General features: G+C 43.9%; 27 protein-coding genes. 15 read left to right on the top strand and 12 right to left on the bottom strand.

Going from position 1 to position 25,752, the window contains the following annotated elements; genetic code table 11:
• Window positions 1-67: 67 nt before the first annotated feature.
• On the top strand, window positions 68-1,798 hold the full coding sequence (locus tag A3860_RS03055; protein WP_081145043.1) for a M3 family oligoendopeptidase: 1,731 nt from the start codon (window positions 68-70) through the stop codon (window positions 1,796-1,798).
• Window positions 1,799-2,228: 430 nt separating this feature from the next.
• Here A3860_RS03055 and A3860_RS03050 read toward each other — a convergent pair whose 3' ends face one another.
• A complete protein-coding gene (locus A3860_RS03050) occupies window positions 2,229-2,645 on the bottom strand; it encodes a Fur family transcriptional regulator (RefSeq protein ID WP_081145042.1) in 417 nt (138 codons plus the stop codon).
• 29 nt (window positions 2,646-2,674) lie between these two features.
• Window positions 2,675-3,325, bottom strand: coding sequence for an SCO family protein (locus A3860_RS03045; protein ID WP_081145041.1), 651 nt, complete (start codon window positions 3,323-3,325; stop codon window positions 2,675-2,677).
• 126 nt (window positions 3,326-3,451) lie between these two features.
• Here A3860_RS03045 and A3860_RS03040 point away from each other — a divergent pair, with 126 nt between their 5' ends.
• From A3860_RS03040 to A3860_RS03020, 5 genes are all read left to right on the top strand, one after another.
• On the top strand, window positions 3,452-3,844 hold the full coding sequence (locus A3860_RS03040; protein WP_081145040.1) for a MerC domain-containing protein: 393 nt from the start codon (window positions 3,452-3,454) through the stop codon (window positions 3,842-3,844).
• Between the two features lie 170 nt (window positions 3,845-4,014).
• Window positions 4,015-4,611, top strand: a complete 597-nt coding sequence (locus tag A3860_RS03035) for a NifU family protein (RefSeq protein ID WP_081145167.1) — start codon at window positions 4,015-4,017, stop codon at window positions 4,609-4,611.
• Window positions 4,612-4,936: 325 nt separating this feature from the next.
• A complete protein-coding gene (locus tag A3860_RS03030) occupies window positions 4,937-5,566 on the top strand; it encodes a hypothetical protein (RefSeq protein ID WP_081145039.1) in 630 nt (209 codons plus the stop codon).
• A 74-nt stretch (window positions 5,567-5,640) separates the two neighbouring features.
• Entirely contained in the window at window positions 5,641-6,477 is an 837-nt protein-coding gene (locus A3860_RS03025; RefSeq protein WP_081145038.1) for a hypothetical protein, read from the top strand.
• 74 nt (window positions 6,478-6,551) lie between these two features.
• The gene (locus A3860_RS03020; RefSeq protein WP_081145037.1) at window positions 6,552-7,106 is read left to right on the top strand and encodes an SRPBCC family protein; all 555 of its coding nucleotides are present in this window, start codon (window positions 6,552-6,554) and stop codon (window positions 7,104-7,106) included.
• Here the strand turns inward: A3860_RS03020 and A3860_RS03015 are convergent.
• The gene (locus A3860_RS03015) at window positions 7,084-7,911 is read right to left on the bottom strand and encodes an SDR family NAD(P)-dependent oxidoreductase (RefSeq protein ID WP_081145036.1); all 828 of its coding nucleotides are present in this window, start codon (window positions 7,909-7,911) and stop codon (window positions 7,084-7,086) included. The genes A3860_RS03020 and A3860_RS03015 overlap by 23 nt on opposite strands.
• A gap of 106 nt (window positions 7,912-8,017) precedes the next feature.
• Between A3860_RS03015 and pnuC the strand changes: the two genes are divergently transcribed.
• From pnuC to A3860_RS03000, 3 genes are all read left to right on the top strand, one after another.
• Window positions 8,018-8,686: a nicotinamide riboside transporter PnuC gene (gene pnuC / locus A3860_RS03010; RefSeq protein WP_081145035.1), complete on the top strand. Its 669-nt coding sequence runs from the start codon at window positions 8,018-8,020 to the stop codon at window positions 8,684-8,686.
• A gap of 8 nt (window positions 8,687-8,694) precedes the next feature.
• Window positions 8,695-9,219 (top strand): AAA family ATPase, encoded by a 525-nt coding sequence (locus tag A3860_RS03005; RefSeq protein WP_081145166.1) that lies wholly within the window; start codon window positions 8,695-8,697, stop codon window positions 9,217-9,219.
• A gap of 89 nt (window positions 9,220-9,308) precedes the next feature.
• Complete coding sequence (locus A3860_RS03000) at window positions 9,309-10,928, top strand: ArnT family glycosyltransferase (protein ID WP_158085123.1); 1,620 nt, start codon at window positions 9,309-9,311, stop codon at window positions 10,926-10,928.
• Here A3860_RS03000 and mtgA read toward each other — a convergent pair whose 3' ends face one another.
• The 7 genes from mtgA to A3860_RS02965 all read right to left on the bottom strand — a co-directional run bounded on the left by mtgA (window position 10,929) and on the right by A3860_RS02965 (window position 18,369).
• Window positions 10,929-11,633: a monofunctional biosynthetic peptidoglycan transglycosylase gene (gene mtgA / locus A3860_RS02995; RefSeq protein WP_081145033.1), complete on the bottom strand. Its 705-nt coding sequence runs from the start codon at window positions 11,631-11,633 to the stop codon at window positions 10,929-10,931. It abuts the gene before it with no gap.
• Window positions 11,634-11,712: 79 nt separating this feature from the next.
• Complete coding sequence (locus A3860_RS02990; RefSeq protein ID WP_081145032.1) at window positions 11,713-12,288, bottom strand: hypothetical protein; 576 nt, start codon at window positions 12,286-12,288, stop codon at window positions 11,713-11,715.
• Between the two features lie 95 nt (window positions 12,289-12,383).
• Window positions 12,384-13,028 (bottom strand): LysE family translocator, encoded by a 645-nt coding sequence (locus tag A3860_RS02985; protein WP_245843461.1) that lies wholly within the window; start codon window positions 13,026-13,028, stop codon window positions 12,384-12,386.
• A gap of 153 nt (window positions 13,029-13,181) precedes the next feature.
• The gene (locus A3860_RS02980) at window positions 13,182-14,720 is read right to left on the bottom strand and encodes a GH3 family domain-containing protein (RefSeq protein WP_081145031.1); all 1,539 of its coding nucleotides are present in this window, start codon (window positions 14,718-14,720) and stop codon (window positions 13,182-13,184) included.
• A gap of 196 nt (window positions 14,721-14,916) precedes the next feature.
• Window positions 14,917-15,663 (bottom strand): T9SS type A sorting domain-containing protein, encoded by a 747-nt coding sequence (locus A3860_RS40910; RefSeq protein WP_158085122.1) that lies wholly within the window; start codon window positions 15,661-15,663, stop codon window positions 14,917-14,919.
• A gap of 458 nt (window positions 15,664-16,121) precedes the next feature.
• Complete coding sequence (locus A3860_RS02970; RefSeq protein ID WP_081145029.1) at window positions 16,122-16,790, bottom strand: hypothetical protein; 669 nt, start codon at window positions 16,788-16,790, stop codon at window positions 16,122-16,124.
• A gap of 409 nt (window positions 16,791-17,199) precedes the next feature.
• Window positions 17,200-18,369: a glycosyltransferase family 2 protein gene (locus A3860_RS02965; protein ID WP_081145028.1), complete on the bottom strand. Its 1,170-nt coding sequence runs from the start codon at window positions 18,367-18,369 to the stop codon at window positions 17,200-17,202.
• A 68-nt stretch (window positions 18,370-18,437) separates the two neighbouring features.
• Here A3860_RS02965 and A3860_RS02960 point away from each other — a divergent pair, with 68 nt between their 5' ends.
• The 3 genes from A3860_RS02960 (at window position 18,438) to A3860_RS02950 (ending at window position 21,899) form a co-directional block, all read left to right on the top strand.
• Entirely contained in the window at window positions 18,438-19,214 is a 777-nt protein-coding gene (locus tag A3860_RS02960; RefSeq protein ID WP_081145027.1) for an inositol monophosphatase family protein, read from the top strand.
• Between the two features lie 126 nt (window positions 19,215-19,340).
• Entirely contained in the window at window positions 19,341-20,375 is a 1,035-nt protein-coding gene (gene thiL / locus A3860_RS02955; protein WP_081145026.1) for a thiamine-phosphate kinase, read from the top strand.
• Between the two features lie 12 nt (window positions 20,376-20,387).
• Window positions 20,388-21,899, top strand: coding sequence for a S41 family peptidase (locus A3860_RS02950; protein WP_081145025.1), 1,512 nt, complete (start codon window positions 20,388-20,390; stop codon window positions 21,897-21,899).
• Here the strand turns inward: A3860_RS02950 and nagA are convergent.
• Entirely contained in the window at window positions 21,890-22,987 is a 1,098-nt protein-coding gene (gene nagA / locus A3860_RS02945; RefSeq protein WP_081145024.1) for an N-acetylglucosamine-6-phosphate deacetylase, read from the bottom strand. The two genes, A3860_RS02950 and nagA, sit on opposite strands and share 10 nt — an antisense overlap.
• Window positions 22,988-23,026: 39 nt before the next feature.
• Window positions 23,027-23,902, bottom strand: coding sequence for a nitrilase family protein (locus A3860_RS02940; protein ID WP_081145023.1), 876 nt, complete (start codon window positions 23,900-23,902; stop codon window positions 23,027-23,029).
• Between the two features lie 66 nt (window positions 23,903-23,968).
• On the opposite strand from A3860_RS02940, the gene A3860_RS02935 reads away from it, so the two are divergent.
• The 3 genes from A3860_RS02935 (at window position 23,969) to A3860_RS02925 (ending at window position 25,735) form a co-directional block, all read left to right on the top strand.
• A complete protein-coding gene (locus tag A3860_RS02935; protein ID WP_216823359.1) occupies window positions 23,969-24,424 on the top strand; it encodes a GNAT family N-acetyltransferase in 456 nt (151 codons plus the stop codon).
• On the top strand, window positions 24,421-24,897 hold the full coding sequence (locus tag A3860_RS02930; protein WP_081145022.1) for a hypothetical protein: 477 nt from the start codon (window positions 24,421-24,423) through the stop codon (window positions 24,895-24,897). Before A3860_RS02935 ends, A3860_RS02930 begins: the two co-directional genes overlap by 4 nt.
• Before the next feature lie 319 nt (window positions 24,898-25,216).
• Window positions 25,217-25,735, top strand: coding sequence for a GNAT family N-acetyltransferase (locus A3860_RS02925; protein ID WP_081145021.1), 519 nt, complete (start codon window positions 25,217-25,219; stop codon window positions 25,733-25,735).
• The last annotated feature ends 17 nt before the right edge of the window (window positions 25,736-25,752 follow it).

The following is a 25,752-nucleotide window of genomic DNA, read 5'->3' as shown; positions in this document are numbered from 1 at the left end:
CTAAAGCTACAGGCTGCTGGTTTTTATACCTGAAGTTTGTAGCTTTCTTATTTAAAAAGGTGATCAAATGAATTATACTGCAGACATAAAAAAGTTGCCCCGGCAGTTTTTACCGGAAGATTTTACTGTAACTACCTGGGACAATCTGGAACCTTATTTCAAGAACCTGCTCGACAGACCCATTAATTCAAAAGCTGACCTGGAGAAATGGTTGCACGACATGAGCGAGCTGGAAGCCGTGGTGAGTGAAGATGCCTGCTGGCGCCAGATCAAAATGACCTGCGATACCGAAAACAAGGCGCTGGAAGAAGCATTCGTTTTCTTTGTAACGCAAATTCAGCCCCAAATTCAACCCTACGCCGATAAGCTGAATAAAAAACTGGTTGAAAGTCCGTTCATCACTGCGCTCGACAAGGATAAATATTTTACTTACCTGCGCAGTGTACGCAAAAGCATAGAGCTGTTCCGCGAAGAAAATATTCCCCTGCAATCAGAGCTGGCCGTACTGGCCCAGCAGTTTGGCACCATTGCCGGTAAAATGACGGTTGAGGTTGAGGGAAAGGAATATACCCTGCAACAGGCTTCCAAATTTTTAGAAAGCCATGACCGTGCTTTACGCGAAAGCGTTTACCGCAAGATCAACGAAAGACGCTTACAAGACAAGGCGGCGCTCAATGACCTGTATACGCAATTGGTGCAGAAAAGACACCAGGTGGCTAAAAATGCCGGTTTTGATAATTACCGGGATTATAAATTCAAAGAGCTGGGCCGTTTTGATTATACCAAGGAAGATTGCTTCCAGTTTCACGAAGCAGTAAAACAGCACATACTGCCCCTGGTAAATATTATCAATGAACGGAAAAAGAAAAAACTGAACCTCCCTTCCTTACGCCCCTGGGATTCGGAAGCAGAACCCGAAGGCATTACGCCGCTGAATCCGTTCAGCACAGCCGGTGAACTGCTTGAAAAAAGCATTGCATGTTTTGACCAGGTACACCCCTTCTTCGCCGATTGCCTGCGTAAAATGGGTGAAATGAAAAGGCTCGATCTCGACAGCCGCAAAGGGAAAGCCCCCGGCGGGTATAACTGTCCGCTCGCCGAAACAGGCGCCCCCTTCATTTTTATGAATGCGGCCGGGCAAATGAGCGATGTTACCACCATGGTACATGAAGGCGGTCATGCCGTGCATTCCTTCCTCGCCCATCCATTGGAGTTAACCTCTTTCAAAGAGTATCCCATGGAGATAGCCGAAGTAGCCAGCATGTCGATGGAATTGTTCAGCATGGATGCCTGGGATGTTTTCTTTGACAATGAAGAAGACCTGATCAGGGCAAAAGAGCACCAGCTGGAAAGAGTGATCACCATTTTCCCCTGGATCGCCACCATTGATAAGTTTCAACACTGGGTATACGAAAACCCTTCACATACCACAGAAGAAAGGGCGGCAAAGTGGATGGAGATCCTGAACGAATTTTCGAGTGGGGTAATTGACTGGGAAGGACTTTCAGAATATCGCACCTATGCCTGGCAAAGACAGCTGCATTTGTTTGAAGTGCCCCTGTATTACATTGAATATGGTATTGCCCAGTTAGGCGCCATCGGGTTATGGATGCAATTCAGACAAAATAAAGCAGCAGCACTTAATAACTATATGATGTCTTTACAATTGGGTGGAACCAAAACACTGCCTGAATTGTACAGCGCAGCAGGACTTGTATTTAATTTTTCTCCCGACTACATAAAGCAGTTAATGCAATTTGTTAAAGGCGAAATGGACAAGCTAAACGTTCATCCCTAGCCGGGAAAAAAATACCCAGTTCATGGTATGCGAAATATTAATTCATTCTATTATATTTGTAGCACTAAAAATAGTTAGATAAGGGTAGTTCAACTACCTGCCATCATAAAATAGCTACTAATCAGAGCCTTAACCAAAAGTCCCGGTGTTTCTACATCGGGGCTTTGTTTTTTTATATATTTTAATAGTTTTTTAATTATTCTAAACAAAGCAAAACCAGGCCTGGCCTATGTTTTGATTGATCTAAGCAAAATTGATTGAGCGTTGCTATTTAGTTAATCAATTCAGTGCTTTTCTCAATATATTGATCACAGAACAGGCATACAATAAAAAACCGGTTATTGTACACCGGGATACACGGCTTTATTTTCTCCTAATACACCGTTGCCGGGTAACCGGAGATCTAAATTTCATGATCTTCGTCAAGTTTTTACCGGCACTCCTTGCACAGACCGGTCACAATCATCTGGTATTCGTGTGGCAGAAATCCACCGGGCAGTTTTACTTCAGGGATGGTAATATCGGCTAGACAAATAGTTTTCCCACATTCACGGCAAATAAAATGAACATGGTTATCGTGGTGATGCCCCTCGGTGCAATTGTCTTTGCACAGGGCATACAGCACCGAATTATCGGGGGTTGGTATTGTATGAATGATGCCTTTTTCGAGAAAGGTTTGCAGCGTACGATATACGGTTACCCGGTCGAATTTTTCGCCGGTCTTTTTTTCAATATCTCCATGCGCCAGCGCCCCGTTGCTCGCCAGGAATAATTCCAGGATCCGTTTGCGGCTACCGGTCACACTCAATTGATTTTTACGAAGTATTTCGTCTATCTGTGCTTCCATTATTTGATCTTCTTTAACCACAGGTAGTGTTAGCTGCCAAATATATTATTTGAGAACCGCTCATTTGAGCCGCGTTCTTTCAACAATCGCTTTATGTCTTTCTTCAATTCTTCTATCTCGGCTTTTTTCAGTCCATCATAAATTTTACGAACCCGTCCGTTCCTGTCGACCAGGGCAAAGAACTGGGTATGCAGGAACTGGTCGTTTATGTTCTGCAGGTTATTCGCGGGGTCATCGAGCAGGTAGCTGTTGCGGGCGGCCTGGTACAGGCTGTCTTTTCGACCCGTTACAAATATCCAGCGCTGGGTATTTACGTGCATGGAATCGGCATACCATTTTAACCGGGCCACATTATCGTTCTCGGGATCAACGGTGTGCGACAGGATCAAAAAACCGGGTTCATCCTTAAAAGCCTCGTAGATCTTCTTCATATTGGTGTTCAGCATGGGGCATATACTGGGGCAGGTGGTAAAAAAGTACTCCGCCACATATACTTTGCCTTCCATGATTCTTTCGGTGATCTGCTGCCCGTCCTGGTTGGTAAAGCTGAAGGGTTGAACGCGGCTTACCACTGGCAGTTTAACCTCGCCAAAGCCCGGAATAACCTGCGTTAAGGCCACATAAAAGCCAATAACCAACACCAAAAAAAACCCAATATAAAAGATCCATTTCCGGCGCATAATAGAAATCATTTTTCAGCCATCAAAGGTACGGTTACCCGTTCCGCCCACCAATGAATTTATTTTATAACGAATCATTTTGCAACAAAGTTGCATGCGTTTGAATTTACTTCTTATCTTCGGGCAATGAATTTTAGAGTAAACTGGGATGCAATGGGGGTGGCGGCTTCACTGGCCTGCGCTATCCATTGCGCAATATTGCCCCTGCTTTTATCCAGTTTGCCTGTTTTAGGCATAAATATCATTGAAAATCAGGCCTTTGAATATTTTATGATCCTGCTGGCCTTTGGCATTGGCGTTTATTCACTGCGCCATGGTTATAAAAAGCATCATCACAGCCCCTTCCCCATAATCATCTTTTCTGCCGGCATTACCGGGTTGATTGCCAAACAAATATGGCATCAATACCAATTGTGGATCCTGCCTTTTGCCGTATTATTGATCGTTTCCGCTCATTTGATCAATTTCAGGGCCTGCCGGGTACACAACCACGCCCATGAAGATGATTGCGATCATTAAAAAAGGCTAACCGGGGACCAGAAAACCCTCCGTATACGGCTTTAGCCCTCCTGGAATGGTCAATTAGCCGCCCGGCCTATTTTATTTCACCGCGCAAAGATTTCCAAAATAAGAAACATTTGCAGCGGGCATTTGTTATTTTTGTAATCAACTTAAAAGAAGGAAGTATCATGATCAAAACAGGAAATCCTGTCATTAGTATTTATACAGAAATGACGCCTAATCCGGAGACAATGAAATTTGTGGCTAACAAATTATTGTACCCGGGTAAAAGCATTGATTTTCCGGATGTGGAAAATGCAAAGCCTTCACCACTGGCTACTGAATTATTTGGTTTTCCCTTTATAAAAGCCGTTTTTATTGCCAGCAACTTCGTAACGCTTACAAAAACTCCTGAAACAGAATGGAATGATGTTATACCTACCATTCGCCAGTTTTTGAAAGAATACCTGGAAGAAAATAAAGTAGTGATCAATGAAGAAGAGATTGCTACCATTGTACCGGAAAGCTCCAATATGGTAGCTGCCGATGACGATGATGTGGTGAAGCGTATTAAGGAATTGTTGGAAAACTATGTAAAGCCTGCAGTTGAAATGGATGGTGGCGCTATTCAATTCAAAAGCTACAGCGATGGTGTTGTAAACCTGATGTTGCAAGGTTCGTGCAGCGGTTGCCCTTCATCGATGATAACCTTAAAAGCAGGTATTGAAGGAATGATGAAGCGCATGATCCCTGAAGTTAAAGAAGTAGTGGCAGAAGCAGAATAACATATCTCTGTTAATATAATTTAACGCGTTTTTAAACCTTCCCCAAAAGGGAAGGTCTTTTTTTGTACATATGTGAACGGGAAAATTTCACCTTTCATAAACCGTAGAAGACCGATTAAACCATTATCCATCGAAAAGGTCAAAACAAGAACCCAGATAGTACAACCTGTACTTACCCCCTAAGCGTACCCCTTATCTGAACAGCTAAAATTTTAATGGCACTGATTTGTTTCAACAGGCAGCATATTTCCCATGCAGCCGGTTGAAGAAGGCAACCTTTGTCTTAACCATAAAACGACTATTTATTTAACTAAAATCAAGATTTATGAAAGTACACATCCTGTTTATTACTACTGCAGCAGCCACAATGATCGCAACAGTTTCAAAAGCACAGCTCAGTTTGGGTGGCGCTACTTCGGCCACCTTGCATACTGCTTCCAGTATTAGTACCAGCGGTGCCAGCACAGCCGTTCAATCGACCCATTCAAGTGTTCAAAGTGCCTCACAAAAAACAGTGAATACCACCAGATCGGTGACAGCCAATACTGTTTCAGCAACAAAGAAAGGTGCAGCCAATGCCGGTTCGCAGGTAAGTAATGTAACAAGTAATACTACTGTGAATGCCAATGCCGGCGCCAATGCGCAGGGCAATGCAGGGTCAGCTACTACACTTAACAGTGATAACAACGTGGCTGTAGCTGCAGGTGCTGGTAATGGCGTTACCATTAACAGCAATTCAAATAACCAGGCGGGCAACCAGGTACCCGGCGCCGCAATAGAAAAAGTTCAAAAAACAAAAGAAGTGGCCGTTGAAAAAACCCAGCAAACAGCCGGAAAAGTAAGATCAACTACTGCCAACACCGCAAAAGCAGTGAAAGAAACCGCTTCAAACACGTCCGTTTCTTCATCTACCCAGGCAAGCAGTGAAACTGCCGTAACAGCCAGCAAACAATAGTCCCTATGCTTCTATAACCTTCCCGGTCATGGACCGGGAAGGTATTTTCAACCCGCACTTTCAACATGGTTTTTATGAAAAAAGTAATCACCCTTTTTCCATTGGCTATTGCATGCCTGGTATTACAGGCGCAACAAACCGATTCCGTTGTCACTTCTGCAAAAAAGAAAATAACTTTTACCGCCGGCGTATCATTTAATTCGGGGCTCAATTATTATGGCAGAACCGACAGTCTTAAAAGCCAGGCTTTCTATCCTTTTGCCGGCATTACGCTAAGTAATGGATTGTACCTGTTCTCGAATTTTATTTTCATCAATAATGCCATTGCTACTTCCTATGGAGCTACTACCATAGAGGCAGGTTACAAGTTCAAAAACAAAAAAGGCAATTGGAGCGGAAGTATTTTTGGTGCCCGCTTTTTTTACAATGCCGATATAAGCTTATTGCAATCAGTAGTAAAAGAACAGGCAGGCATAAGATTCACCAATACCAACAAAGTGATTTCTGTAAACGGTGGGGCCGATGCGAAATTCAGCAATCAAACTGATTTTGGCGCCTATGCCGGGCTCGACCATGCTTTCAGGATTGACCCCGTAGGGAAAAGCGGCGTTATTGTGATCACGCCTGCAGCATACAGTTATTTTGGTACACAGCGATTTTCTAAAACCTGGCTACAGGAAAAAAAGTTTCTGATCTTTCCTGCCGGGCAACAAACTGTAACTGAAAGCAGCAGCCGGTTCAGCATATTATCGTATGAACTTTCCTGTTCCATTATATATGGTATTGGCAAAATGAATTTCATCATAACACCTGCGTATGTTTTACCCCAAAATGTAGTAACAGCCAATGGCAGTTCGCAAAAAGCCGACAATCTGTTTTATTCCACGGCAACCATGCGGTTCGACTTTTAATTTGTGGCCGGTTATTTATGCACCGGCTTGGCTGTGTTGCGGGAATGCAGTAAATTCAGCAAAACAGCAGGTTTATGACCTTTCTGTATATTTTGGCAGCATTGGTGGTGGTGATAGTGCTCCTGTTGATCATCGCCTTATTTTTACCGGATGGGTATTTTATAGAGAAATCAGCTATAATTAAAAAGCCGTGTGATTTTGTGATGGATAAAGTGGCCGATTTTCACAATCATATATTATGGAATCCCTGGCAGCCAAAAGATAGCCCCAGTGAAAGTAATATAACCGGTATATCGAAACGGCCGGGCCATAAATATTCATGGAAACGAACAAAGATCGGCGCGGGCTGTCTTACCCTGCGCGACATTGACGAACGGCATATTCATTTCGATTTTGAATTGCTGAAACCGGTAAAGGTTTCTGCCCGCGATAACTGGCAATTTGAAGAATGGGGCACCGATGAAACCAAGGTCACCTGGCTCAACTTCGGCACTTTCCCTTACCCAATAGGGCGTTTAATGGGTTATATGCTGCACAAAAATCTCAAACAGCAGGTTACCCAGGGATTAATGGACCTTAAAAAATTCTGCGAATTGTATGATGGCACTATTGCGGTACGGCATTTTTAAATACCCTGATGGCCATCGATGGAAATAACCGCATCAGGTGAATGGCCATCCATTCCTGTGAAAAAGGCCGGCCTACATATTTTTCGAATTTCCCCTTTTGTATCGCATGCAGGATCTGTTGAGCGGTTTTACCCGCCTCGTAGCCATGCCCAATGTTTTTACCCAGCTCATTCAATTTCTCGCCCGAAGCAGTAACCGCATTCAGGGAAACCTGCGTTCGAATATATCCCGGCATAATAAGGGTCACTTTTATCTTGTCGTTCCACACTTCGGCGCGCAGGCAATCAAAAAATCCGTGCAGGGCATGTTTGGCCGCCGCATACGCCGAGCGCATGGGAGTTCCTATTTTGCCCATAACACTGCTGATGGCGACAATATGCCCCGTCTTTCTTTGTTGCATATGCGGCAACAACAGCCTGGTAAGTTCTATATAGCTGAAATAATCAACCTCCATTACTTTTCGTTGTACGGCAGGCAGCGTGTCTATTACCGTACCCCGCTGGCTTATACCCCCATTGTGGATCATGATATCTATCTGGCCAAATGCGCTCACGGCTTCCTGTACTTTTGAAGGAAAGGTCGCCGCAGCTTCCAGGTCGAGGGGGAGAATGACTATATTCGAGCCGCCGGCCTGCCCGGATGATCCGTTCGGACAGGCCTGTTGTTGTACGCGTTTAAGCTCTGCTTCGCGGCGGGCCGATATAATAATTTTTGCGCCCTGTTTGGCCAGTTCATACGTAAGCGCTTCTCCAATGCCCGAAGAAGCGCCGGTTATCCAAACGGTCTTATTGGTAAAATAACTCAATTGATAACTATTTTGTTGGTCAAATATCGGAAACCGGCATGACGTGGGGAGAATTGGGTCACGATAAATATTTCTTCAATAGAACTATCTTGCATTTTTTTACAGCATGACGTACGAAGAAGTAATCAGTCAGTTCGTTAATGACATGCGCAACACGACGTGGTGGGAGTATATTGCCGTGTTTGCAGGCATTGCCAGCGTATGGTTTTCACGAATTGAAAATATTCTGGTATACCCGGTAGGCCTTATCAGCACCGTAATTTACATATTCCTGAGCGTGGATGGCCACCTGTATGGCGAGGCGAGCGTTAACCTGTATTATACCATCATGAGTATTTACGGATGGGTATTATGGGTGAAAAAAGATCAGGAGCAGCATTATGTGGTAACCGTTCAATTATCCACCGGCCGTGAATGGGTTCAGCAACTATTATTTTGTGCATTTTTCTATGTTGCCATTTTCAGCGCACTTACCTGGCTTAAATCTGCATTTAATTCAGCCACCATTCCCTGGGCCGATGCATTTGCCTCTTCCACCGCTTTCACCGGCATGTGGCTGATGGCAAAAAAGAAAGTGGAGAGCTGGTTCTGGTGGATCGTCACCAACATAGCCTCCATACCGTTATACTTTGTTAAGCATTATGTGTTCACCAGTGTTTTTTATTTTATATTATTGGTAATGGCGGTGTTCGGATTACTGGAATGGCGAAAGCGGGCACTGAAAGCAGCTAACAAAATTCCTGAACAGGTTGACCTTTTTGGCAAAAACAATTAATGGGGATAATGAAAAAAGTGGTTGTAATAGGCCCTGAGTCAACGGGCAAAAGTACATTGAGCGAACAACTGGCCAATTATTATAAAACCAGTTGGGTGCCTGAATATGCCCGGGAATACTTATTACAACATGGCACCGAATATACCTACGACGATTTGCTTACCATTGCCCAGGGGCAGGTGGCGCTTGAAGAAAGCTATATTGAAAAAGCGGGCCATTCAAAATTACTGTTCATTGATACCGACCAGTACGTAATGAAAGTATGGTGTGATTTTGTTTTTGGCAAATGCCACACCTGGATACCTGATCAGATTACAAAAAGAAAATATGATTTATACCTTTTATGCAATATTGACTTACCTTGGGTAAAAGATATTTTACGTGAGTACCCCGATCTGACCCGCCGACAACAGTTATACAGCATCTACAAAAATATCCTGACCAATCAATCTGTTCCCTGGATTGAGATTTCCGGAAATTATGATGAGCGGTTTCAAAAAGCCGTTCAGTCGGTGAATGATTTATTTGAGTAATAGAACTCTTTTTATGATTGCATTGTTGTTGTCGTATGCAAAACGCTCTGCAGAGAAATCATCGTTTGCTATTTTTTCTTGGATGGGCTTTGATAAATATTATTCAGGCAGCCACCACAGAATTACTCGATGATGAAGCCTATTACTGGGTGTATTCCCGGTTTTTAGATTGGGGGTATTTTGATCATCCCCCAATGGTTGCTGCATTGATAAGAGTTGGTTATGCGATCTTTCATAACGAACTGGGCGTTCGCCTGTTTATTGTTATCCTGAATACCGCCACTATATATTTTGTTCATCAACTCACCTGTAAAAAAGACGATCGATTATTTTATGCCGTAGCGTTATCACTGGTGGTTGCACAAATTGGCGGCATGCTGGCGGCTCCTGATATACCGCTGTTATTTTTTGTAGTACTCTTCTTCTGGTTGTACAACCGGTTCCTGCAAAACACCAATTACATCAGCGCCCTGCTGTTGGGCATTTGCATGGCTTTAATGTTATACAGCAAGTACCATGGTATACTGGTGATCGCTTTTACATTATTATCGAACCCTAAATTATTTGCCAACCGTTATACCTACGTAGCGGCACTGGTTTGCCTGGTGTTATTTGCACCACATCTTTACTGGCAGTATAAACATAATTTCCCCTCGGTTCAATATCATTTGTTCGAACGGAATGCTTCGCACTACCAGTTCAGGTTCACTACCGAATACCTGATTGGACAAATTCTTTTTGCCGGTCCGGTCATGGGCTGGTTCCTGCTGTGGGGGGCGTTTAGATACCGCCCGGTTTCTGGACTGGAACGGGCATTGAAGTACACATTAGCCGGTACGTACATCATATTTCTTATAAGTACTTACAAAGGCCGGGTTGAAGCCAACTGGACGGTTGTAGCCTTTATACCGTTGATGGTGTTGAGCCACCGGCACCTGGTACAACATTATCAATTGCAAAAATGGTTATACAGAAGTTTGCCGGTTACCTTATTACTTGTGCTGGCAGCCCGCCTTTATCTTATGTCCTGGTTCCCGGCCGTTTCCTGGATACAGCGGAATGAGTTCCATGGAAACCGGGAACGAACAACCGAGATACGCAATAAAGCGGGGAATTTACCGGTTGTATTTGTAAACACCTACCAGCAGGCTTCCAAATACTGGTTCTATTCGGGAAACATCGCATTCTCCCTAAACTCGCCTTATTATCGCCGCAATAATTATAATATGTGGCCTATAGAAGATTCATTGATCGGCAAAGATGTTTATGTTGACCTGCCCGATGATGATGCGTATCTCAGGAGTATCTTTAAACCACATGGGTGGTCGTTTCCGCATGAAAGTATAGTTAAAGGTTTTTATTCATTTTCGAGGGTGCTGTTCTCAGGCATCAGTTGTTCTGTTCCGCAACCCCACACAATTCAAATAAATACAAAGATCAGTGCGCCCAATCACTATAAAGCCCTGTTTCAGCAGCCGGCCTATAGCGAAACGAACATCTGGCTGGCATTGTATGAAGATTGGGATGTAATAGCACTTATTAATTCGGGGTCTACCGTAAAAAATTTAACCGGCAATACCCTCACGCTTACAGTTAACATTCCCGCCTATTTACCGAAAAAGAAATATACCGCCCGTATATGTATCGGCAGTGTGCTGACCGGTTTCCCGACCATCAACAGCACTGAATTCGAATTGGAAGTGAAATAGCTATTGCAGTATTTTTTGAATATCGGGGTCGTTTTGCAAAAAGGCCATTTGTTTCATAACCCAGGGGTAACGGGTAGCCACATATCTTGATAATGGTTTTACCGTATATTTTTTGGGGTTGGGCATGCATGATGCAATCATAGCCGCTTCGGCCCGGGTGAGTTTTTTGGCGGGCTTTTTAAAATAATTCTGTGCGGCGGCTTCTATCCCGAATATACCGGGTCCCATTTCTGAAACATTCAGGTACATTTCCATAATGCGGTTCTTTCCCCATAACAATTCGATCATGAAGGTGAAATACACTTCCAATCCTTTACGAAACCAGCTGCGGCCCTGCCACAGGAAAACATTTTTGGCTACCTGCTGGCTGATGGTGGACGCACCCTTAATACGGTTGGGCTTCTTTTTGTTGTATTCCATCGCCTTATTAATGCTTTTCCAGTCGAACCCATTATGATCGGGAAACAGTTGGTCTTCAGCAGCAATGAACGACAACCGCGCATAGGAAGAAACTTCTTTCATATGCACATAATCCCGCTTCAACCCATTTCCGCCAAATAAGCTACCCAATTGGGTTAAGGTAAACGGCGGGTCAACCCATTTTAACAGGAGAATATAAAATAGCTGGAATAGAAACAGAAAGAGTAAAGTCCGTTTTACAATACGCCAGATCCTAAGGGCTTTTTCTTTCGTTTTAGTTGACATGAGTAGGGAACTGCTTTGGCCTGCAAGATACAATTTTGATTGCTGTTCATTTAACGTTGCGGCGGGTGACAATATTTTCTTAATGGCTGTTTTTCACATACACCACTTTGTATTTGCCGCCTGCTTTATCGCTCTTATTCTGAAAATAAGTAATGGCAAAACCGGTGACGGCCACTCCGGCCGCAATGCCTAAAGGCACCAGTTTATTATTAGCAGTAATGGATTCTCCTCTGTATGCGGTATTCACCAGTTCCAGAGTGAGAAAGCCAACGCCCCCCAGCCGCATCAGGCGGGGAATGGTTATTACAGCAAATCCTCTTTTGCGGCCCCAGGTATACTGACTGGTGTAATGAAATGATTTAATGTCGTGGTAATCGAACGCTACCAAATAGGCTACGGTATCGAGCTCCATGCCAAAGCCCTTGTTTACCAGCTGCCGTTCCTCCTGATGAATGATGATAGAATCGTTCCTGATCTCTTTTATAAATCCGTTTATAGCGAAACCATTATATGTTTTGGCCGAAATAAAAGCGCCGGGATAGTAGGTCTTTAAAGTACGGTTGTTCCGTTTTTTTAATACAATAAAATCTGAGGTTTGGGATAAGGCTACTTCCGTTACAGATACCAGTAATATTAATAGTATAGCTTGCTTCATGCGGCAACAAGTTACACAGGGCCGTTTTGTTATTTAACTAATGATTTGTTAAAGGAAGCTGAAAAGAAACGGCGGATCTGTTATAGCAAAATTTGTTAATGGCCCATGATCCTGTCGGGATGAAAAAACGCAGCATAAAAGAGCACGAGACCAAACCCTACCAGGATGATGCCCGAGATCTTGTTTATTAATGAAATGTTGTGCAGGGTAAGTTTGTTGCGCAATTTACCGGCCAGCATTACTTTTAAGATATCTGCAGCAATATTTACGGCCAGGCAAATGGAGAAGATCAGGAAGCGTTGGTTAAAACTGTATTTAGAACAAGCCGATGCGGTGCCCAGCCAAAAAAGAAAGATGCTGGGATTAAGGGTATTCAATAAAAAGCCGCTGGAAAGGATCCTAAACATGTCGCGTTTGCGGAATTTCAGGGCATTGCCTTCGGCATCGGTACGCAGGGTCACTTTTTTAAAGAACAAATAAAAAATGCCAACTGCCACCAGAAAGGTGCTGCCCAAATAGCCAATGACACTTTTGTAAGCCATTAACCCGGTAACAAATGCTGAAAAGGCATTGCTTACAACCACTAATATTATATCACTGATCCATACCCCGGTCACAAAAGCCAAACCACCGGTATGTCCATTATTCAAACTTTGCTTTATTACGGTAAATATTACGGGCCCTACAGAGAGCGCAAGTATACATCCCAGCGTTAACCCATAAATTATGGCTTGCCACATGCTGATTCCTTATAGATCTTCCAATTTTATTATACGTGAACGCAAGGTAGGAAAACATATTGGGGATTTCGAGATTTCGGGATTTCGAGATCTTGAGAATTCTCAATATGCGGGCGTATGCGCAAAATTTCTAAATCCAAAAATCAGCAATTGCTATACTGGTTGCGAAATAGTTCCCGTTTCTATGAATTTTGCCCAGTCTTCGAACATCTTACCCTTCATAACACGCGGAAATTTATGCTGCCCACCGATCTTTCCCTTCAGTTGCATGAATTCCATGAATTTTGAAACAGGCAGCACATTCAGGTAAACTTCCTTCAGCGCGCTGTTCCTTTCCACCGCATAGTCGTCGTTCAATTCTTTGAGGCAGTTGTCGATCTTCTGACGCAGTACATCAGTATCCACGGCATCGTCGCAGGCTATCCACCATTGGTGGGCAAAGAACAGGCCGTGGGGGATACCCGCCACCGTATATTCGGGAATGTTCACATTCATTTCTTCGCTGGCCAGCTTGATGGCTTTATTCATATTATCAACACTCAGGTGTTCGCCAACAAGGCTCAAAAAGTGTTTGGTTCGGCCGGTGATGATTATTTCGCAACGTTCCTTATCAACAAAGCGGATGGTATCGCCAATCAAATAACGCCAGGCGCCGGCAGTAGTGCTCAGCAGGATCGCATAGTCTTTCCCTTCTTCAACCTGGTGAATCATCAGGGCTTCCGGGTTTTCAACCAGGTTGCCGTCGGCATCGAAATTATCCCCGTTAAAGGGCACAAACTCAAAAAAGATATGGTCGTTCAGCGCCAGCTTCATACCTGGGGTATCCTGGCGGTCCTGGTAAGCGATAAAGCCTTCCGAGGCCAGGTAGGTTTCAATAAATGTAAGCGGTTTGGCCACCAGTTTATTAAAACCCTGTTTATACGGTTCAAAGGAAACGCCCCCATGTACAAAAAAGGCCAGGTTCGGCCACATATCGTGGATGGAATTGAGCTGGTAACGTTCAATGATCTTTTCCATGCACATCTGGATCCAGGCCGGAACGCCTACCACAAAACCAATGTCCCAGTTAGGCGCTTCTTCAACAATAGCTTCAATTTTGCTGTTCCAGTCTTTGGTACGGGCAATTTTTTTACCTGGTTTATAAAAGGGGGAGAACCAGAACGGTACTTTTTTAGCGGTTATACCGCTAAGGTCGCCGGCATAGTACCCGGGTCCTTTTTGCAGGTCGGTACTACCGCCCAGCATCAACCAGCCTTTGCCAATACTTTTTACAGGAATATCGTGATAAGTGCGTAAAGAAAGTAATTGTTTGATCATGACGATGCGGTTACCCCGCATCAGATCATTGGTGATGGGTATATATTTACTGGCAGCTTCGGAGGTTCCGGAGCTGAGGGCAAAATATTTGATCTTTCCAGGCCAGCAAATGTCCCGTTTCCCTTCTAGTGTTTTATGCCACCATTCTTCATATATCTTGTTATAATCATAGGTGGGGACCAGTTGCTGGAATTTTTTCCCGGCATGTTTGCTCAATAGGATCTCATCGAACCGGTATTTTTGACCGAATTCGGTAAACCGGGCTTTTTTCAGCAATTTCTTTAACACCCTGATCTGCTGCCTTCTGGGCGACTTCGCAGGCAACCGCAACGCTCTGGCAACCGACCGGGGTAAAGAGATATCAATTAGGGCCATTCATTAGTTGCCCGTTTGGTCAGGCATTACCAAAATTAAAGGTTTTTAGCCTGATATATTGCACATTTTGCAAAGATTAGCGTTCGCTGCATGGGTTAAAAGAAAAAAACCCGCCGGTTTATGCGGGTTTTTGAAAATCGTTTATTTGGGGATTGAGTCCCTTGAATAGATTTCGTATTTGGTTAATTCAAACAGATTATTTACTGATCAATACTTTTTTAACGGCTACCTTATTTTGTGCATTTACTTTAATAAAGTATAAACCGTTTGATAAGTGCTGTAAGTTTAGTTGTATCTGGTTACTTTCCGATTTGTTACTCATTTTATATACTATCCGGCCCGATTGATCTGTCACTGTTATTTCTGCATTCAGTAATTCAGATCTGTTAAATTGAATATTTACCAATCCGTTGGATGGCGATGGATAAATTTTGACATTTTCCAGTTTCGGTTGTTCCAATGCTACCTCGTTTTGAATATTGCTGACCCCGGAAGCAACCCTGAATGCCTGAGTGCAGGGAGCTGTAGACGGCAATATCCTTAACGTTCGTATGGCGCCTGATGGGTCTGCTGCATAAGCAATAAAGCCTGGCGAAAGCCTTATCGAAGGTGCGGTAAAGCGCCTTACGAAAGTAGATCCGGCCGCCGGTAAGCTCGACGTTTTGAAAGCATCACAATTAAGTGATATTGGATTAGCCGCTCTTACGTCTACACTTTTATTCCAAACCTGGCTACAAAAATCAAAAGTGCCATTCTGGTAACAGGTATAGGTAGGCGGTACGCCATGATCAACAATTTCCAGGGAAATAAGCAATAACCCGGTCTCGTCGAATTGTAAAGGAGACGTAAGTATCCACAGGTTGAAGTAATCCTTTCCTGGTACAAAATCAAAAGATGAGGTGGTTTCACTTTTGGTAACTGTAAATTTAGTTGGATTATCCATATCGACGCGTGGAAGGTATCCAAGCCCACAACCATCATTATATCTTGGCGGATCATTGGTAAATCCGGCAATTAAATAAGGATAAGCTACTAACTGTGTGGAGGGTAGGCCCTTATATTTGAATTTAATCGTGTATGATTTACCTGCTTTAAACAGATATGCAAACGTAAGGCCCTCCCCTAGCTGTTCTGTGGAGGTTAATGCTGCCCGAAATTCAATTGATGAATCTGCCGCATAAAATTTCGGCGACCCGTGTGTTGCCCGAATGACAATTGACTGTGTGCAACTATAACTATTCAAAAAAGGATTACACGCTGTGGAGTAGCCGCAGGAGGTTTTAAAGGGAAGGTTTATATTCTGTGCAATGGCAACGCTGCCGAAAAAAAGTAGCAGCAATACCGCAAGCCATTTATATATTAAGTATTTCATTCGATTAATTTTAGTGAGGTAAGGTTTGCTTATTTAGCTATCGATGCTTCCTTTTCCAGTTTTTCTATTTTTTTATTAAGTTCAATAACATGTAACGTCAATTCTTCTATTTTCTCAAGCAACTTCGTATTCATTTTTCCAAGCTCAATACCGCCATTTTTTTCTACGTCAGCAGCAGAAGGAATTCCTGGCAAATGTTTGTTCTGGTTGATATAATTTTCCAGATTATTAAGACTCTTCAATTTGTATTTTGAGTCAAACACATAATCGGGAAAAGGATTTTGCAAAGTAACCTGTACTTCACGCGCGCCAATTCTGCCTTCAACGGCCAGTTGCATGGAACCAGGGTTATCAGTGCCAATTCCCACTTTACCTGTAAAAAGCGCATCACCATTTACAGCAAGCCTGTATCCTTTTGGATCAATCGTATTAATACACACGTTACCATCCTGATCAACTCTCATCCGTTCCATTTCTGTTCCATATACTGCACCCGACGAGAAAATAATGCTTCCATATTCACGCATCTCCATTTTATCTTCATCACGCCTGAACAGGATGCGGTGCATGTTGTCAAAACTGCGGATCTGCCCATTATCGGCAAAAAACAATTCATCATTAGCTGGCAGGGTTAACGCAAAAAGAAAAGGGATGGCAATAATACCAATTGCAACTAAATAGATCCTACGAATTTTCATAATAAGTGAAATTTAAATGGTTATGAAATGATAATTAATGATACCATGGCCCGGCAATAGCCAGGCGCAATAAATTGAGATCGTATAGAGGAATTAAACAGTAATGCTACTATGGATGGGACATATTTCTGCCAGCAGGTCAAATTGATTAACCAAATCTACAATAGCTGTAAATAGTAAGTTTTAAAATTTAATATTCGTGCAATTTTGCCAATAGGCGTGTAAAAATGACCGATAGATGTGCAACTGTTTTTTATAAATCCTTAAAGTGGCGCCGGGGACTGGTGTAATATATTTACGGGTTCATAGTAAATAGTGAATTATGCCGCTAAACTAAGTAATTGAAGAAGGTATAACGATAAACAGGCAGGTTATCTTTACTCACGTATTCACCCAGGTAATTTTGCACTTACTCCAGCACAATCACAAATCCCCGCTGGTCTTTTGAATGACTTCCCACAATAGTATAAGTACCACTGGCATGAATAAATGCTTTTAACCAGGGCGGACAGGTTTTCAATTGTTCAATCATTTGCCTGAACAGGAACGAAGGGCCTTCGCAGAAGATCCATTCCCGGGCGTCTTCATTGTTGGTGGTAATGCTATACCTGGGAAATGCCGTTAGGATCGATCGCACTTCATTCGCGCTTTTTTCATCGCCGGCCAAATAAAAGGTGGGCGTGCCCTGGTATTTTAATGATCGTTCTTCATGTTCCCTGCTTACAAAAGTTAATCCTGCCCGTAACCAGATCACGGCTTCCAGCAAACCCGTATAAAACCAGGCCAGCTCCCCATGAAAGTGCTTCTGTACAAACTGCACCATCGCTTTGTAAAACTGGCGTACATACTTACTGTCCTTGCGGGTGCTTTCGCCTTTGAAATGTATAATGGAACAATGCGGAAAATAATAATTGATATGCCCCGCCTGCTGTAACCGGTAACTGAGATCGATGTCTTCGGCATACATAAAGAACTGCTCATCGAAACCACCGGTTTTATTCAGCGCAGACTTTTTTACCATCATATAAGCGCCGGAAAGTATATCTACTTTATTCACCTCCTGGTTACTCAAATGCCCCATGTAATACCGGGCAAATATCTTTGAAGTGGGGAACCAACGCGTTAACCCGCTCATTTTACAAAACGATACCCACATGGAGGGAAACCCTCTTTTTGATTCCTTCAGGTATTGTCCGGTACCATCTATCATTTGAACACCCAATGCCCCTGCATCGGGCGTTGATTCCATAAAGGCAATACAACTTGTAAAGGCATCTTCGGGTATAATGGTATCGGGGTTTAAAAACAAAATGTACTTGCCCTGGGCCTTTTGCAATCCCTGGTTATTGGCCCTCGAAAAGCCCTGGTTCGCCGAATTCTTTATAAATTGAACAAAAGGAAACCTTGGTTGCAGGTATTCAATGCTTCCATCGGTTGAATTGTTATCTACAACCCACACTTCCACATTCCGCTCGCCGGTTGCTACAGTCATTTCCCCAATAGCTTTCCGTACCGAGCACAGGCATTGCTCCAGGAAGTATTTCACATTATAGTTAACAATTATGACAGACAGCAACATAGGATGCAAAATAAACCAGAAATGCTTACAAGTTATCAGGTTCCTCAACACCCCCTTATCTTTGCGCCATGTTAAAAGAAACACTAATAAACGCCACTGAAGCCGGCGCCAGGGTGCTGCAGCATTATTTTAATTCAAAAACATTGCAGATAAGCAATAAAGAAGGTATAAACAACCTGGTTACCGAAGCCGACCATGCTTCTGAAAAAGCCATCATTGATACCATTAAACAACAGTTTCCCGACCATTATATCATGAGTGAAGAAGCCGGGGAAATCATCATGGACAGCCAGTATAAATGGATCATCGACCCAATCGATGGTACTGTGAACTTTGCCCATGGTATTCCTATTTGCTGTGTATCCATTGGTCTTGAGTACAATGGCACTATGATCATGGGCGCTGTGCTGAACCCAATAATAAAAGAATATTATTTCGCTGAAAAAGGAAAGGGCGCAACGCTCAACGGCGACACCATTCATGTGAGTACTGAAGCGGATGTCATGAGATCATGCCTGGTAACCGGCTTTCCCTATACTTATATCAACCAACCCAATGGCCCGCTCGAGGCATTTTCCCGCTTTATCAGGGCCGGGGTACCCGTACGCCGTTTGGGCTCTGCCGCTATGGACCTTTGCTGGGTAGCCGCCGGCCGTTTTGACGGTTTCTACGAACACAAATTAAATGCCTGGGACAGCGCCGCCGGATTTTTAATGGTTGAAGAAGCCGGAGGTAAAGTAACCGATTTTGAAGGCAATCCTTATTCACCCTACCAGCCACATATCGCCGCCACTAATGGGAAAATACACGACGATGTGTTAAAATGGGTGAACGACAAGGCATAAGAGGCCCATACCGGATACCTGCCGAATAATTCAATAACTTTAATAGTCTATTCAACCTGCTCCGCCTTCGCTTCGCGAAGGCGGAATATTGCTATTTATTTTAAAAGATAATACCATATCAGCATCATGAGTGAAAGCAGAACAGAAATAAGTTCGCTGGGCGAATTTGGATTGATAGAACACCTGACCAAAAATATTGAGCTGCAAAATGCCTCGTCTATCGTTGGCGTTGGCGATGATGCCGCGGTTATTGACCATTTTGGTAAACAAACCGTGGTTTCCACCGACTTGCTGGTCGAAGGCATTCACTTTGACCTCATGTATACCCCCCTTAAACACCTGGGGTATAAAAGCGTGATCGTTAACCTGAGCGACATTTATGCCATGAACGCCACGCCCACCCAAATTACAGTGAGCATCGCCTTCAGCAACCGCTTTAGTGTGGAAGCGCTCAGCGAATTTTATGAAGGTATTTATGCCGCCTGCGAAAAGTATGGGGTCGACCTCATAGGTGGCGACACCAGTTCTTCGCAAAAAGGGTTTGTGATCTCCATAACTGCCCTTGGCGAAGTAACGCCCGGTAAATATGTTAAAAGGAATACCGCCCAAAAAGGCGACCTGCTTTGCTGCAGCGGCGACCTGGGCGCCGCCTACGTTGGTTTGCTGTTCCTGGAACGTGAAAAACAGATCTACCTCGAGCACCCACAGGTGCAACCCGACCTGGAAGGCGAAAGCTATGTGATTGGCCGGCTGTTAAAACCCGAAGCCCGTAAAGACATCATTGAGTTCCTGGATGCGCAGCAAATTATGCCCACCTCCATGATGGATATCAGCGATGGACTGAGCTCGGAAGTACTGCACATTTGCGAACAAAGCCAACTTGGATGCGTATTGTATGAGGAAAAAATACCCATTGCCGAGGAAATGCGCAAAGCGGCCTTTAAATTTGAAATAGACCCAACGGCCTGTGCGTTAAGTGGGGGCGAAGATTATGAATTACTGTTCACTATGAAACAATCTGATTACGAAAAGATCGTTTTAAATGAACAAATTAGCGTGATTGGCTATATGACCGATGCCGCTGAAGGAATAAAAATAAATACCAAAGGCGGCCACGTGCATAACATTACAGCCCAGGGCTGGAACGCCTTTAAAAAATAAACCGGTGATAGCATGATGCAGAAGTTAGTTAACGTTGCCATTATTGTTTTGATTTCGGGCCTTGTTGGCTGCTCTGCATCACGGCAATCCTTTGATCCTCAGCATAAATACACTAAAAACCAATTACAGCAGGACTACCGCGTTTTCCGCGGGATCCTGGAAGAATCGCATCCCAGCCTGTACTGGTTCACCCCGAAAGACAGCATGGATCATTTTTTCGATGCCGGTTTCCAAAGCATCACCGATTCCATGACCGAACAGCAGTTCAGAAATGTTCTTTCCTTTGTTGTCAGTAAGATCCATTGCGGACATACCGCAGTTAAGTATTCCAAACAATTTGGCCGGTACCTCGATACCGCCAAAATAAAGATGTTCCCCCTGAGTTTCAAGGTTTGGAGCGATTCCATGGCTATAATCGCCAATATCAACAGAAAAGATTCCATCCTGAAATATGGTACGCTGGTGACCGCCATCGACGGGTACAGCACCAGGCAGCTTACCGATACCTTCCTGAACTATATTTCGGGTGATGGCAACAGCCTCAATGGCAAATACCAATCGCTTAGCAACAGCGGGGCTTTTGGCAGCCTGTACCGGAATATAATGGGGATGAAGGACCAGATCGCTGTAACCTATGTAGATAGCACGGGCGCCGAACAAACAGTAAGTGTACCGGTATTCGACCCTTCCGCAAAAGACACTACTAAACGGGTTCCCGGCAACAGGATAGCCACCAAACCGCCGAAAGATGGCACCCGCCATTACTCGTTCAGCGCCCGCATGGTTCAAATTGATACCAGCCTGTCTTCGGCTTACATGACCCTTCATACGTTTTCAAGAGGAAATAAATTACGGTCTTTCTTTCGCCAGGCTTTCCGCGAAATGAAAAAACGCAATATTCAACACCTGGTGGTCGATGTGCGCACCAATGGCGGCGGTGATGCCGGCATTTCTACCCTGTTGACCCGGTACCTGGTCGACAAGAAATTTAAACTGGCCGATTCATTGTACGCCGTGCGCAAAAGCAGCAAATACCACAAATACATAGCCTGGCAGCCATTTTACTGGTCACTGATGCAGTTTGTAACCCACAAACAGAAAGAAGATGGCCACTATCATTTCGGGTATTTTGAGCGGCATTATTTCCATCCCAAAAAACACAATCATTTCAACGGAGATATATACCTGGTTACAGGGGGCAATTCTTTTTCAGCCACTACCTTGTTTGTAAAAGCCCTGCAGGGCCAGCATAATGTGAAAGTGATTGGGGAAGAAACGGGTGGTGGCGCCTATGGCAATACAGCCTGGATGATCCCCGATGTTACCTTACCCAATACCAAAGTACGTTTCAGACTACCCAAATTCAGGTTGGTAATGGATAAAGACCTGGTAAAAGAAGGCCGGGGCATTATTCCCGATATACAGGTGTCGCCCACGCAGGAAACCATTCGCCGGGGTATTGATCCCAAAGCAGCCGTTATACGCCGCATGATCATGCATAAAATAGGGATCGCTCAACAATAAACCCGTTGCAGCTCAAGCATATCATCAAACACCACAAAATCGGCCTGAAAGCCTTTTTCAATTTTTCCCAGTTTTTCAGCAGTGATCAGTTGTGCCGGATAAGCCGCGGCCATACGCAAGGCTTCTTCGAGAGATATACCGGCATAAGCAACCGCATTTTTTACACACTGCAGCATGGTAAGCGCCGAGCCCGACAATGTTCCATCGGGTAAAGCATATCTGTCGCCCCTGAACAGGTGTTGATATTCACCTGAAGTAGTTTCAGCGACTGCATCGGTAATAAAGAACAGCCGGCGCCCCAATACTTTTTTGGCAATGTGTACCGCCGCATAATCAACATGAACTCCATCACAAACAATGCTGGCCCTTACAAAGGGATGATTCATGATGGCGCCCACCATACCCGGTTCGCGGTGTTGCAAAGGCGACATCGCATTAAATAAATGCGTGGCGGCCGGAATGCCTTTATTAAAAGCGGTCATCGCCTGTTGATAAGTGGCATTGGTATGGCCTGCAGAAATAATTATGTTATGGCTTTGCAACAATTCAATAATTGCATCATCACATGTTTCAGGCGCCACAGTCATCATTCTGAAAACGCCTTCGCCTTTTTTCAGCAGCATACTCACTTCTTCAACAGTAGGTGTTTTTATACAGGCCTCCAGGTGCGCGCCTCTTTTTACCGGGTTAATGTAAGGCCCTTCGAGGTGCAAACCCAGCAAGCCCTTACCACCCTGTTCGCGGTAAGCCCGCACTACCTCAAAACCCTGCAGGAATTTTTCAATAGTATTGGTGGCCATGGTGATCATAAAATGCGTACACCCGCCATGTAAACAATATTCATACGTAGCCTTCAACGATTCCACACTTAGATCTTGCGAGAATAATTTTCCATTGCCTCCATAGATCTGCAGGTCAACAAAGGCCGGGGCCAATGTAAATCCTTTCAGGTCTTCTGTTCTGTATTGGGAGGGAACGGCATCTGCATTCACTACGTCAACAATTACATCACTTTCTGTTAATACGGCTTTGTTAGCGGCTATTTCTTCTCCTGTAAATATTTTCCCGTTTGTATAAGCTGTATACATGCTGTTTATTCAATTGGTTGGGTGATGTGAAGCTGTCTATTAAGCAATGAGGAAGCGATCTCCATCTTTCAGGAATGGCAATTTATTCCGTACTTCTTCCAGTGATCCCTTTTCCAGGGTTATAGTGAAAATATCTTCTTCGTGTGATTTTGTATACAGCACAGTTCCCATAGCATCAACGATCATACTATCGCCGCTGTGGTAATTGCCATTGCCATCGTTCCCTACGCGGTTCACACCCACTACATAACATTGGTTCTCTATTGCCCGGGCCTGCAACAATGTTTTCCAGGCATGATTGCGGCGCTCGGGCCAGTTGGCAACATATACCAGCAAATCATACTCCGGCGACTGTTCAGTGGCTGATGAACCTGTTTCCTCCGGCGGGGGCATGGGAAAATCATGCGCTTCCATTTCCGAGGCAACGAGATCGGCGAGAGATGAATCGGCCGGTTTTTGCCGGCTCCACACCGGGAACCGCAGGTCGTAACATACCAGCAGGTTGATCTTCCAACCTTTCACGGAAGCGATCAGGCGTTTATTGCCGGGTGTATAATGCTGGTCTTCCTGGCCATAGGCAAACAAATGGCGTTTGTCGTAATAGCCGTATTGGCCATTAGGCAACATCCATACCAGGCGATTGTAATAATTGCCCTCGTCTTCAATGATCAAACTGCCGGTGAGGATGATCTTTTTTTCGGCCGATAGCTTCTTCATCCATGCAACAGTGGGGCCATCCATTTTTTCGGCCAGTTTTTCTGTTTGCATGCTAAACCCGGTGCTGAACATTTCGGGCAGAATTACTATTTCGGTCCGTTGCAACTGCCTGATCTTTTCTTCAAATTGTTGCAAATTGGCAACTTTGTTCTCCCAATGCAAATTGCTTTGTATGGTGGTAATGGTAAGTGTTGACATGATCTTTATTAGTATACCAAAGGTAATACTTGTGCATTTCGTTAAGTGCTGTATTTTTAATCTACTATGGTTGGAAATAATATCCTTATAAGGCCTGCAAAGGAGGAGGACGTTGCCGCCCTGGCATCGCTGATGAACGAACTGGGCTACCCCACAACGGTGGCTGAAATGCAGGCCCGTTATAACGGGCTGCAGCACCATCCCGACTATGCCACCTGGATTGCTGTTTGCAATAACCAGGTAGCAGGCATGATAGGGCTGGTGCGAAATATTTACTATGAAAAAAACGGAATATATATCAGTGTGGGGGCCCTGGTTGTATATAAAGCATACAGAAAACTGGGGTTAGGAAAAGCCTTGTTGCAAAAAGCAACCGACTGGGCAATTGAACTGGGCGCCGGCCACATCCTTTTAAACAGCGGGAACCGCGACGAACGAAAAGAGGCGCATGCCTTTTACCAGCATCTGGGTTTTGAACCGAAAACTACAGGATTTGTAAAGACACTAAATTTGTACCCATGAGAAGCGCATCCGTTCATGAACTAAAACAGGAATTATTGAATTTGCCGGCAGCAGAATTAACCGAACTGTGCCTGCGGCTGGCAAAATATAAAAAGGAAAATAAAGAATTACTAACGTACCTGCTCTTCGAAGCACATGATGAAAATGGCTTTGTACAATCAATAAAAAAGGAAATTGATGCCGAATTTGCACAAATAAACCATAGCAGTTTATATTTCGTTAAAAAAACACTGCGCAAAATATTAAGACACATCACTAAACATCTCAGGTATACCGGCTCTTCCCAGGTTACCGTTGAACTGCTGATCTATTTTTGCCAATCCATTAAGGAATCAGGCATTCCCATTGAAAAAAACCCCGTTATTGCCAACCTGTACAAAGGCCAGGTTCAAAAAATAAACAAGGCCCTGCTTGCTTTGCACGAAGACCTTCAACATGATTATGCCCGCGAAGTGGCGGCGCTGGAAATGTAACTGTCGTAATTACAAGTGAATACAAACGGCACAACAATCAGCCTAAGTGATTGTTATACATAAATGATGCTGTCGCAAAATTGGTAGCGGGCAGGTAGAAACTCACTGGTAGTTTTAGTTTAGAGAAAACCCCGCAGCCGAATTTTACGTAGATATTGTAGAGGTATTTACCAGTCGTTAACAAAATCTTCTCCTTTTGCATACAACTATTAAGTTAACCACGTTATCTTATAAGTAGCACGGTAACGTTGTATGGTAGCAGGCCATCGAAAAAAATGTGGTTTGTAATTTGTATTATAACTTATGTAATGTTACTACTATGAACATTTCTATACACCCCGAAAAGCCAGATGACATCGATGATGTCTTTGAGCTAAACAAATTGGTTTTTGGACAGGAAAATGAAGCCCGGTTGGTTGATCATGTGCGCCAGGGACCAAATTTTATTCCTGAACTATCGTTGGTAGCTTATTCAGATGGTCTTTTAATCGGATATATTTTATTTTCTAAGGTCACCATTACAAATGGCGACTACCACTACCAAAGCCTGGGTATTTCATCAATGGTAGTTCATCCTGTTTATCAAAAAAGAGGCGTTGGTGCTAAAATGATCACCTTCGGTTTACAAAAAGCAACTGAACTTGGTTATACCGATGTTTTCGTTTTTGGTCATGAATACTATTTTCCAAAATTTGGATTTTTACCCGCAGCCCGCTGGCACATCAGACCACCATTCGATGCACCCGCCGAAGTATTTATGGCTTTGGAATTAACCCCCAACGCATTAAAGAATGTGTCAGGGGTTGTAGAATTTCCTATAGAATTTTCTGTGATATAATTCAGGGCCACTTCTTT

The organism is Niastella vici, from assembly GCF_002077945.1.
GTDB classification, from domain to species: domain Bacteria; phylum Bacteroidota; class Bacteroidia; order Chitinophagales; family Chitinophagaceae; genus Niastella; species Niastella vici.
This window is presented reverse-complemented; position numbering and strand designations above follow the sequence as displayed.

What these genes read in the sequence shown, in the direction of transcription:
- A3860_RS03030 (WP_081145039.1), top strand. Translation starts at nt 4,937, where the DNA reads ATGAAAGTACACATCCTGTTTATTACTACTGCAGCAGCCACAATGATC.
- A3860_RS03035 (WP_081145167.1), top strand. Translation starts at nt 4,015, where the DNA reads ATGATCAAAACAGGAAATCCTGTCATTAGTATTTATACAGAAATGACG.
- A3860_RS02985 (WP_245843461.1), bottom strand. Translation starts at nt 13,028, where the DNA reads ATGTGGCAAGCCATAATTTATGGGTTAACGCTGGGATGTATACTTGCG.
- pnuC (WP_081145035.1), top strand. Translation starts at nt 8,018, where the DNA reads ATGACGTACGAAGAAGTAATCAGTCAGTTCGTTAATGACATGCGCAAC.
- A3860_RS02935 (WP_216823359.1), top strand. Translation starts at nt 23,969, where the DNA reads ATGGTTGGAAATAATATCCTTATAAGGCCTGCAAAGGAGGAGGACGTT.
- A3860_RS02965 (WP_081145028.1), bottom strand. Translation starts at nt 18,369, where the DNA reads ATGTTGCTGTCTGTCATAATTGTTAACTATAATGTGAAATACTTCCTG.
- mtgA (WP_081145033.1), bottom strand. Translation starts at nt 11,633, where the DNA reads ATGTCAACTAAAACGAAAGAAAAAGCCCTTAGGATCTGGCGTATTGTA.
- A3860_RS03025 (WP_081145038.1), top strand. Translation starts at nt 5,641, where the DNA reads ATGAAAAAAGTAATCACCCTTTTTCCATTGGCTATTGCATGCCTGGTA.
- A3860_RS03040 (WP_081145040.1), top strand. Translation starts at nt 3,452, where the DNA reads ATGAATTTTAGAGTAAACTGGGATGCAATGGGGGTGGCGGCTTCACTG.
- A3860_RS03005 (WP_081145166.1), top strand. Translation starts at nt 8,695, where the DNA reads ATGAAAAAAGTGGTTGTAATAGGCCCTGAGTCAACGGGCAAAAGTACA.
- A3860_RS03045 (WP_081145041.1), bottom strand. Translation starts at nt 3,325, where the DNA reads ATGCGCCGGAAATGGATCTTTTATATTGGGTTTTTTTTGGTGTTGGTT.
- A3860_RS40910 (WP_158085122.1), bottom strand. Translation starts at nt 15,663, where the DNA reads ATGGATAATCCAACTAAATTTACAGTTACCAAAAGTGAAACCACCTCA.
- A3860_RS02960 (WP_081145027.1), top strand. Translation starts at nt 18,438, where the DNA reads ATGTTAAAAGAAACACTAATAAACGCCACTGAAGCCGGCGCCAGGGTG.
- A3860_RS02980 (WP_081145031.1), bottom strand. Translation starts at nt 14,720, where the DNA reads ATGGCCCTAATTGATATCTCTTTACCCCGGTCGGTTGCCAGAGCGTTG.
- A3860_RS02930 (WP_081145022.1), top strand. Translation starts at nt 24,421, where the DNA reads ATGAGAAGCGCATCCGTTCATGAACTAAAACAGGAATTATTGAATTTG.
- A3860_RS02940 (WP_081145023.1), bottom strand. Translation starts at nt 23,902, where the DNA reads ATGTCAACACTTACCATTACCACCATACAAAGCAATTTGCATTGGGAG.
- A3860_RS03055 (WP_081145043.1), top strand. Translation starts at nt 68, where the DNA reads ATGAATTATACTGCAGACATAAAAAAGTTGCCCCGGCAGTTTTTACCG.
- nagA (WP_081145024.1), bottom strand. Translation starts at nt 22,987, where the DNA reads ATGTATACAGCTTATACAAACGGGAAAATATTTACAGGAGAAGAAATA.
- A3860_RS02970 (WP_081145029.1), bottom strand. Translation starts at nt 16,790, where the DNA reads ATGAAAATTCGTAGGATCTATTTAGTTGCAATTGGTATTATTGCCATC.
- A3860_RS02990 (WP_081145032.1), bottom strand. Translation starts at nt 12,288, where the DNA reads ATGAAGCAAGCTATACTATTAATATTACTGGTATCTGTAACGGAAGTA.
- A3860_RS02925 (WP_081145021.1), top strand. Translation starts at nt 25,217, where the DNA reads ATGAACATTTCTATACACCCCGAAAAGCCAGATGACATCGATGATGTC.
- thiL (WP_081145026.1), top strand. Translation starts at nt 19,341, where the DNA reads ATGAGTGAAAGCAGAACAGAAATAAGTTCGCTGGGCGAATTTGGATTG.
- A3860_RS02950 (WP_081145025.1), top strand. Translation starts at nt 20,388, where the DNA reads ATGATGCAGAAGTTAGTTAACGTTGCCATTATTGTTTTGATTTCGGGC.
- A3860_RS03020 (WP_081145037.1), top strand. Translation starts at nt 6,552, where the DNA reads ATGACCTTTCTGTATATTTTGGCAGCATTGGTGGTGGTGATAGTGCTC.
- A3860_RS03050 (WP_081145042.1), bottom strand. Translation starts at nt 2,645, where the DNA reads ATGGAAGCACAGATAGACGAAATACTTCGTAAAAATCAATTGAGTGTG.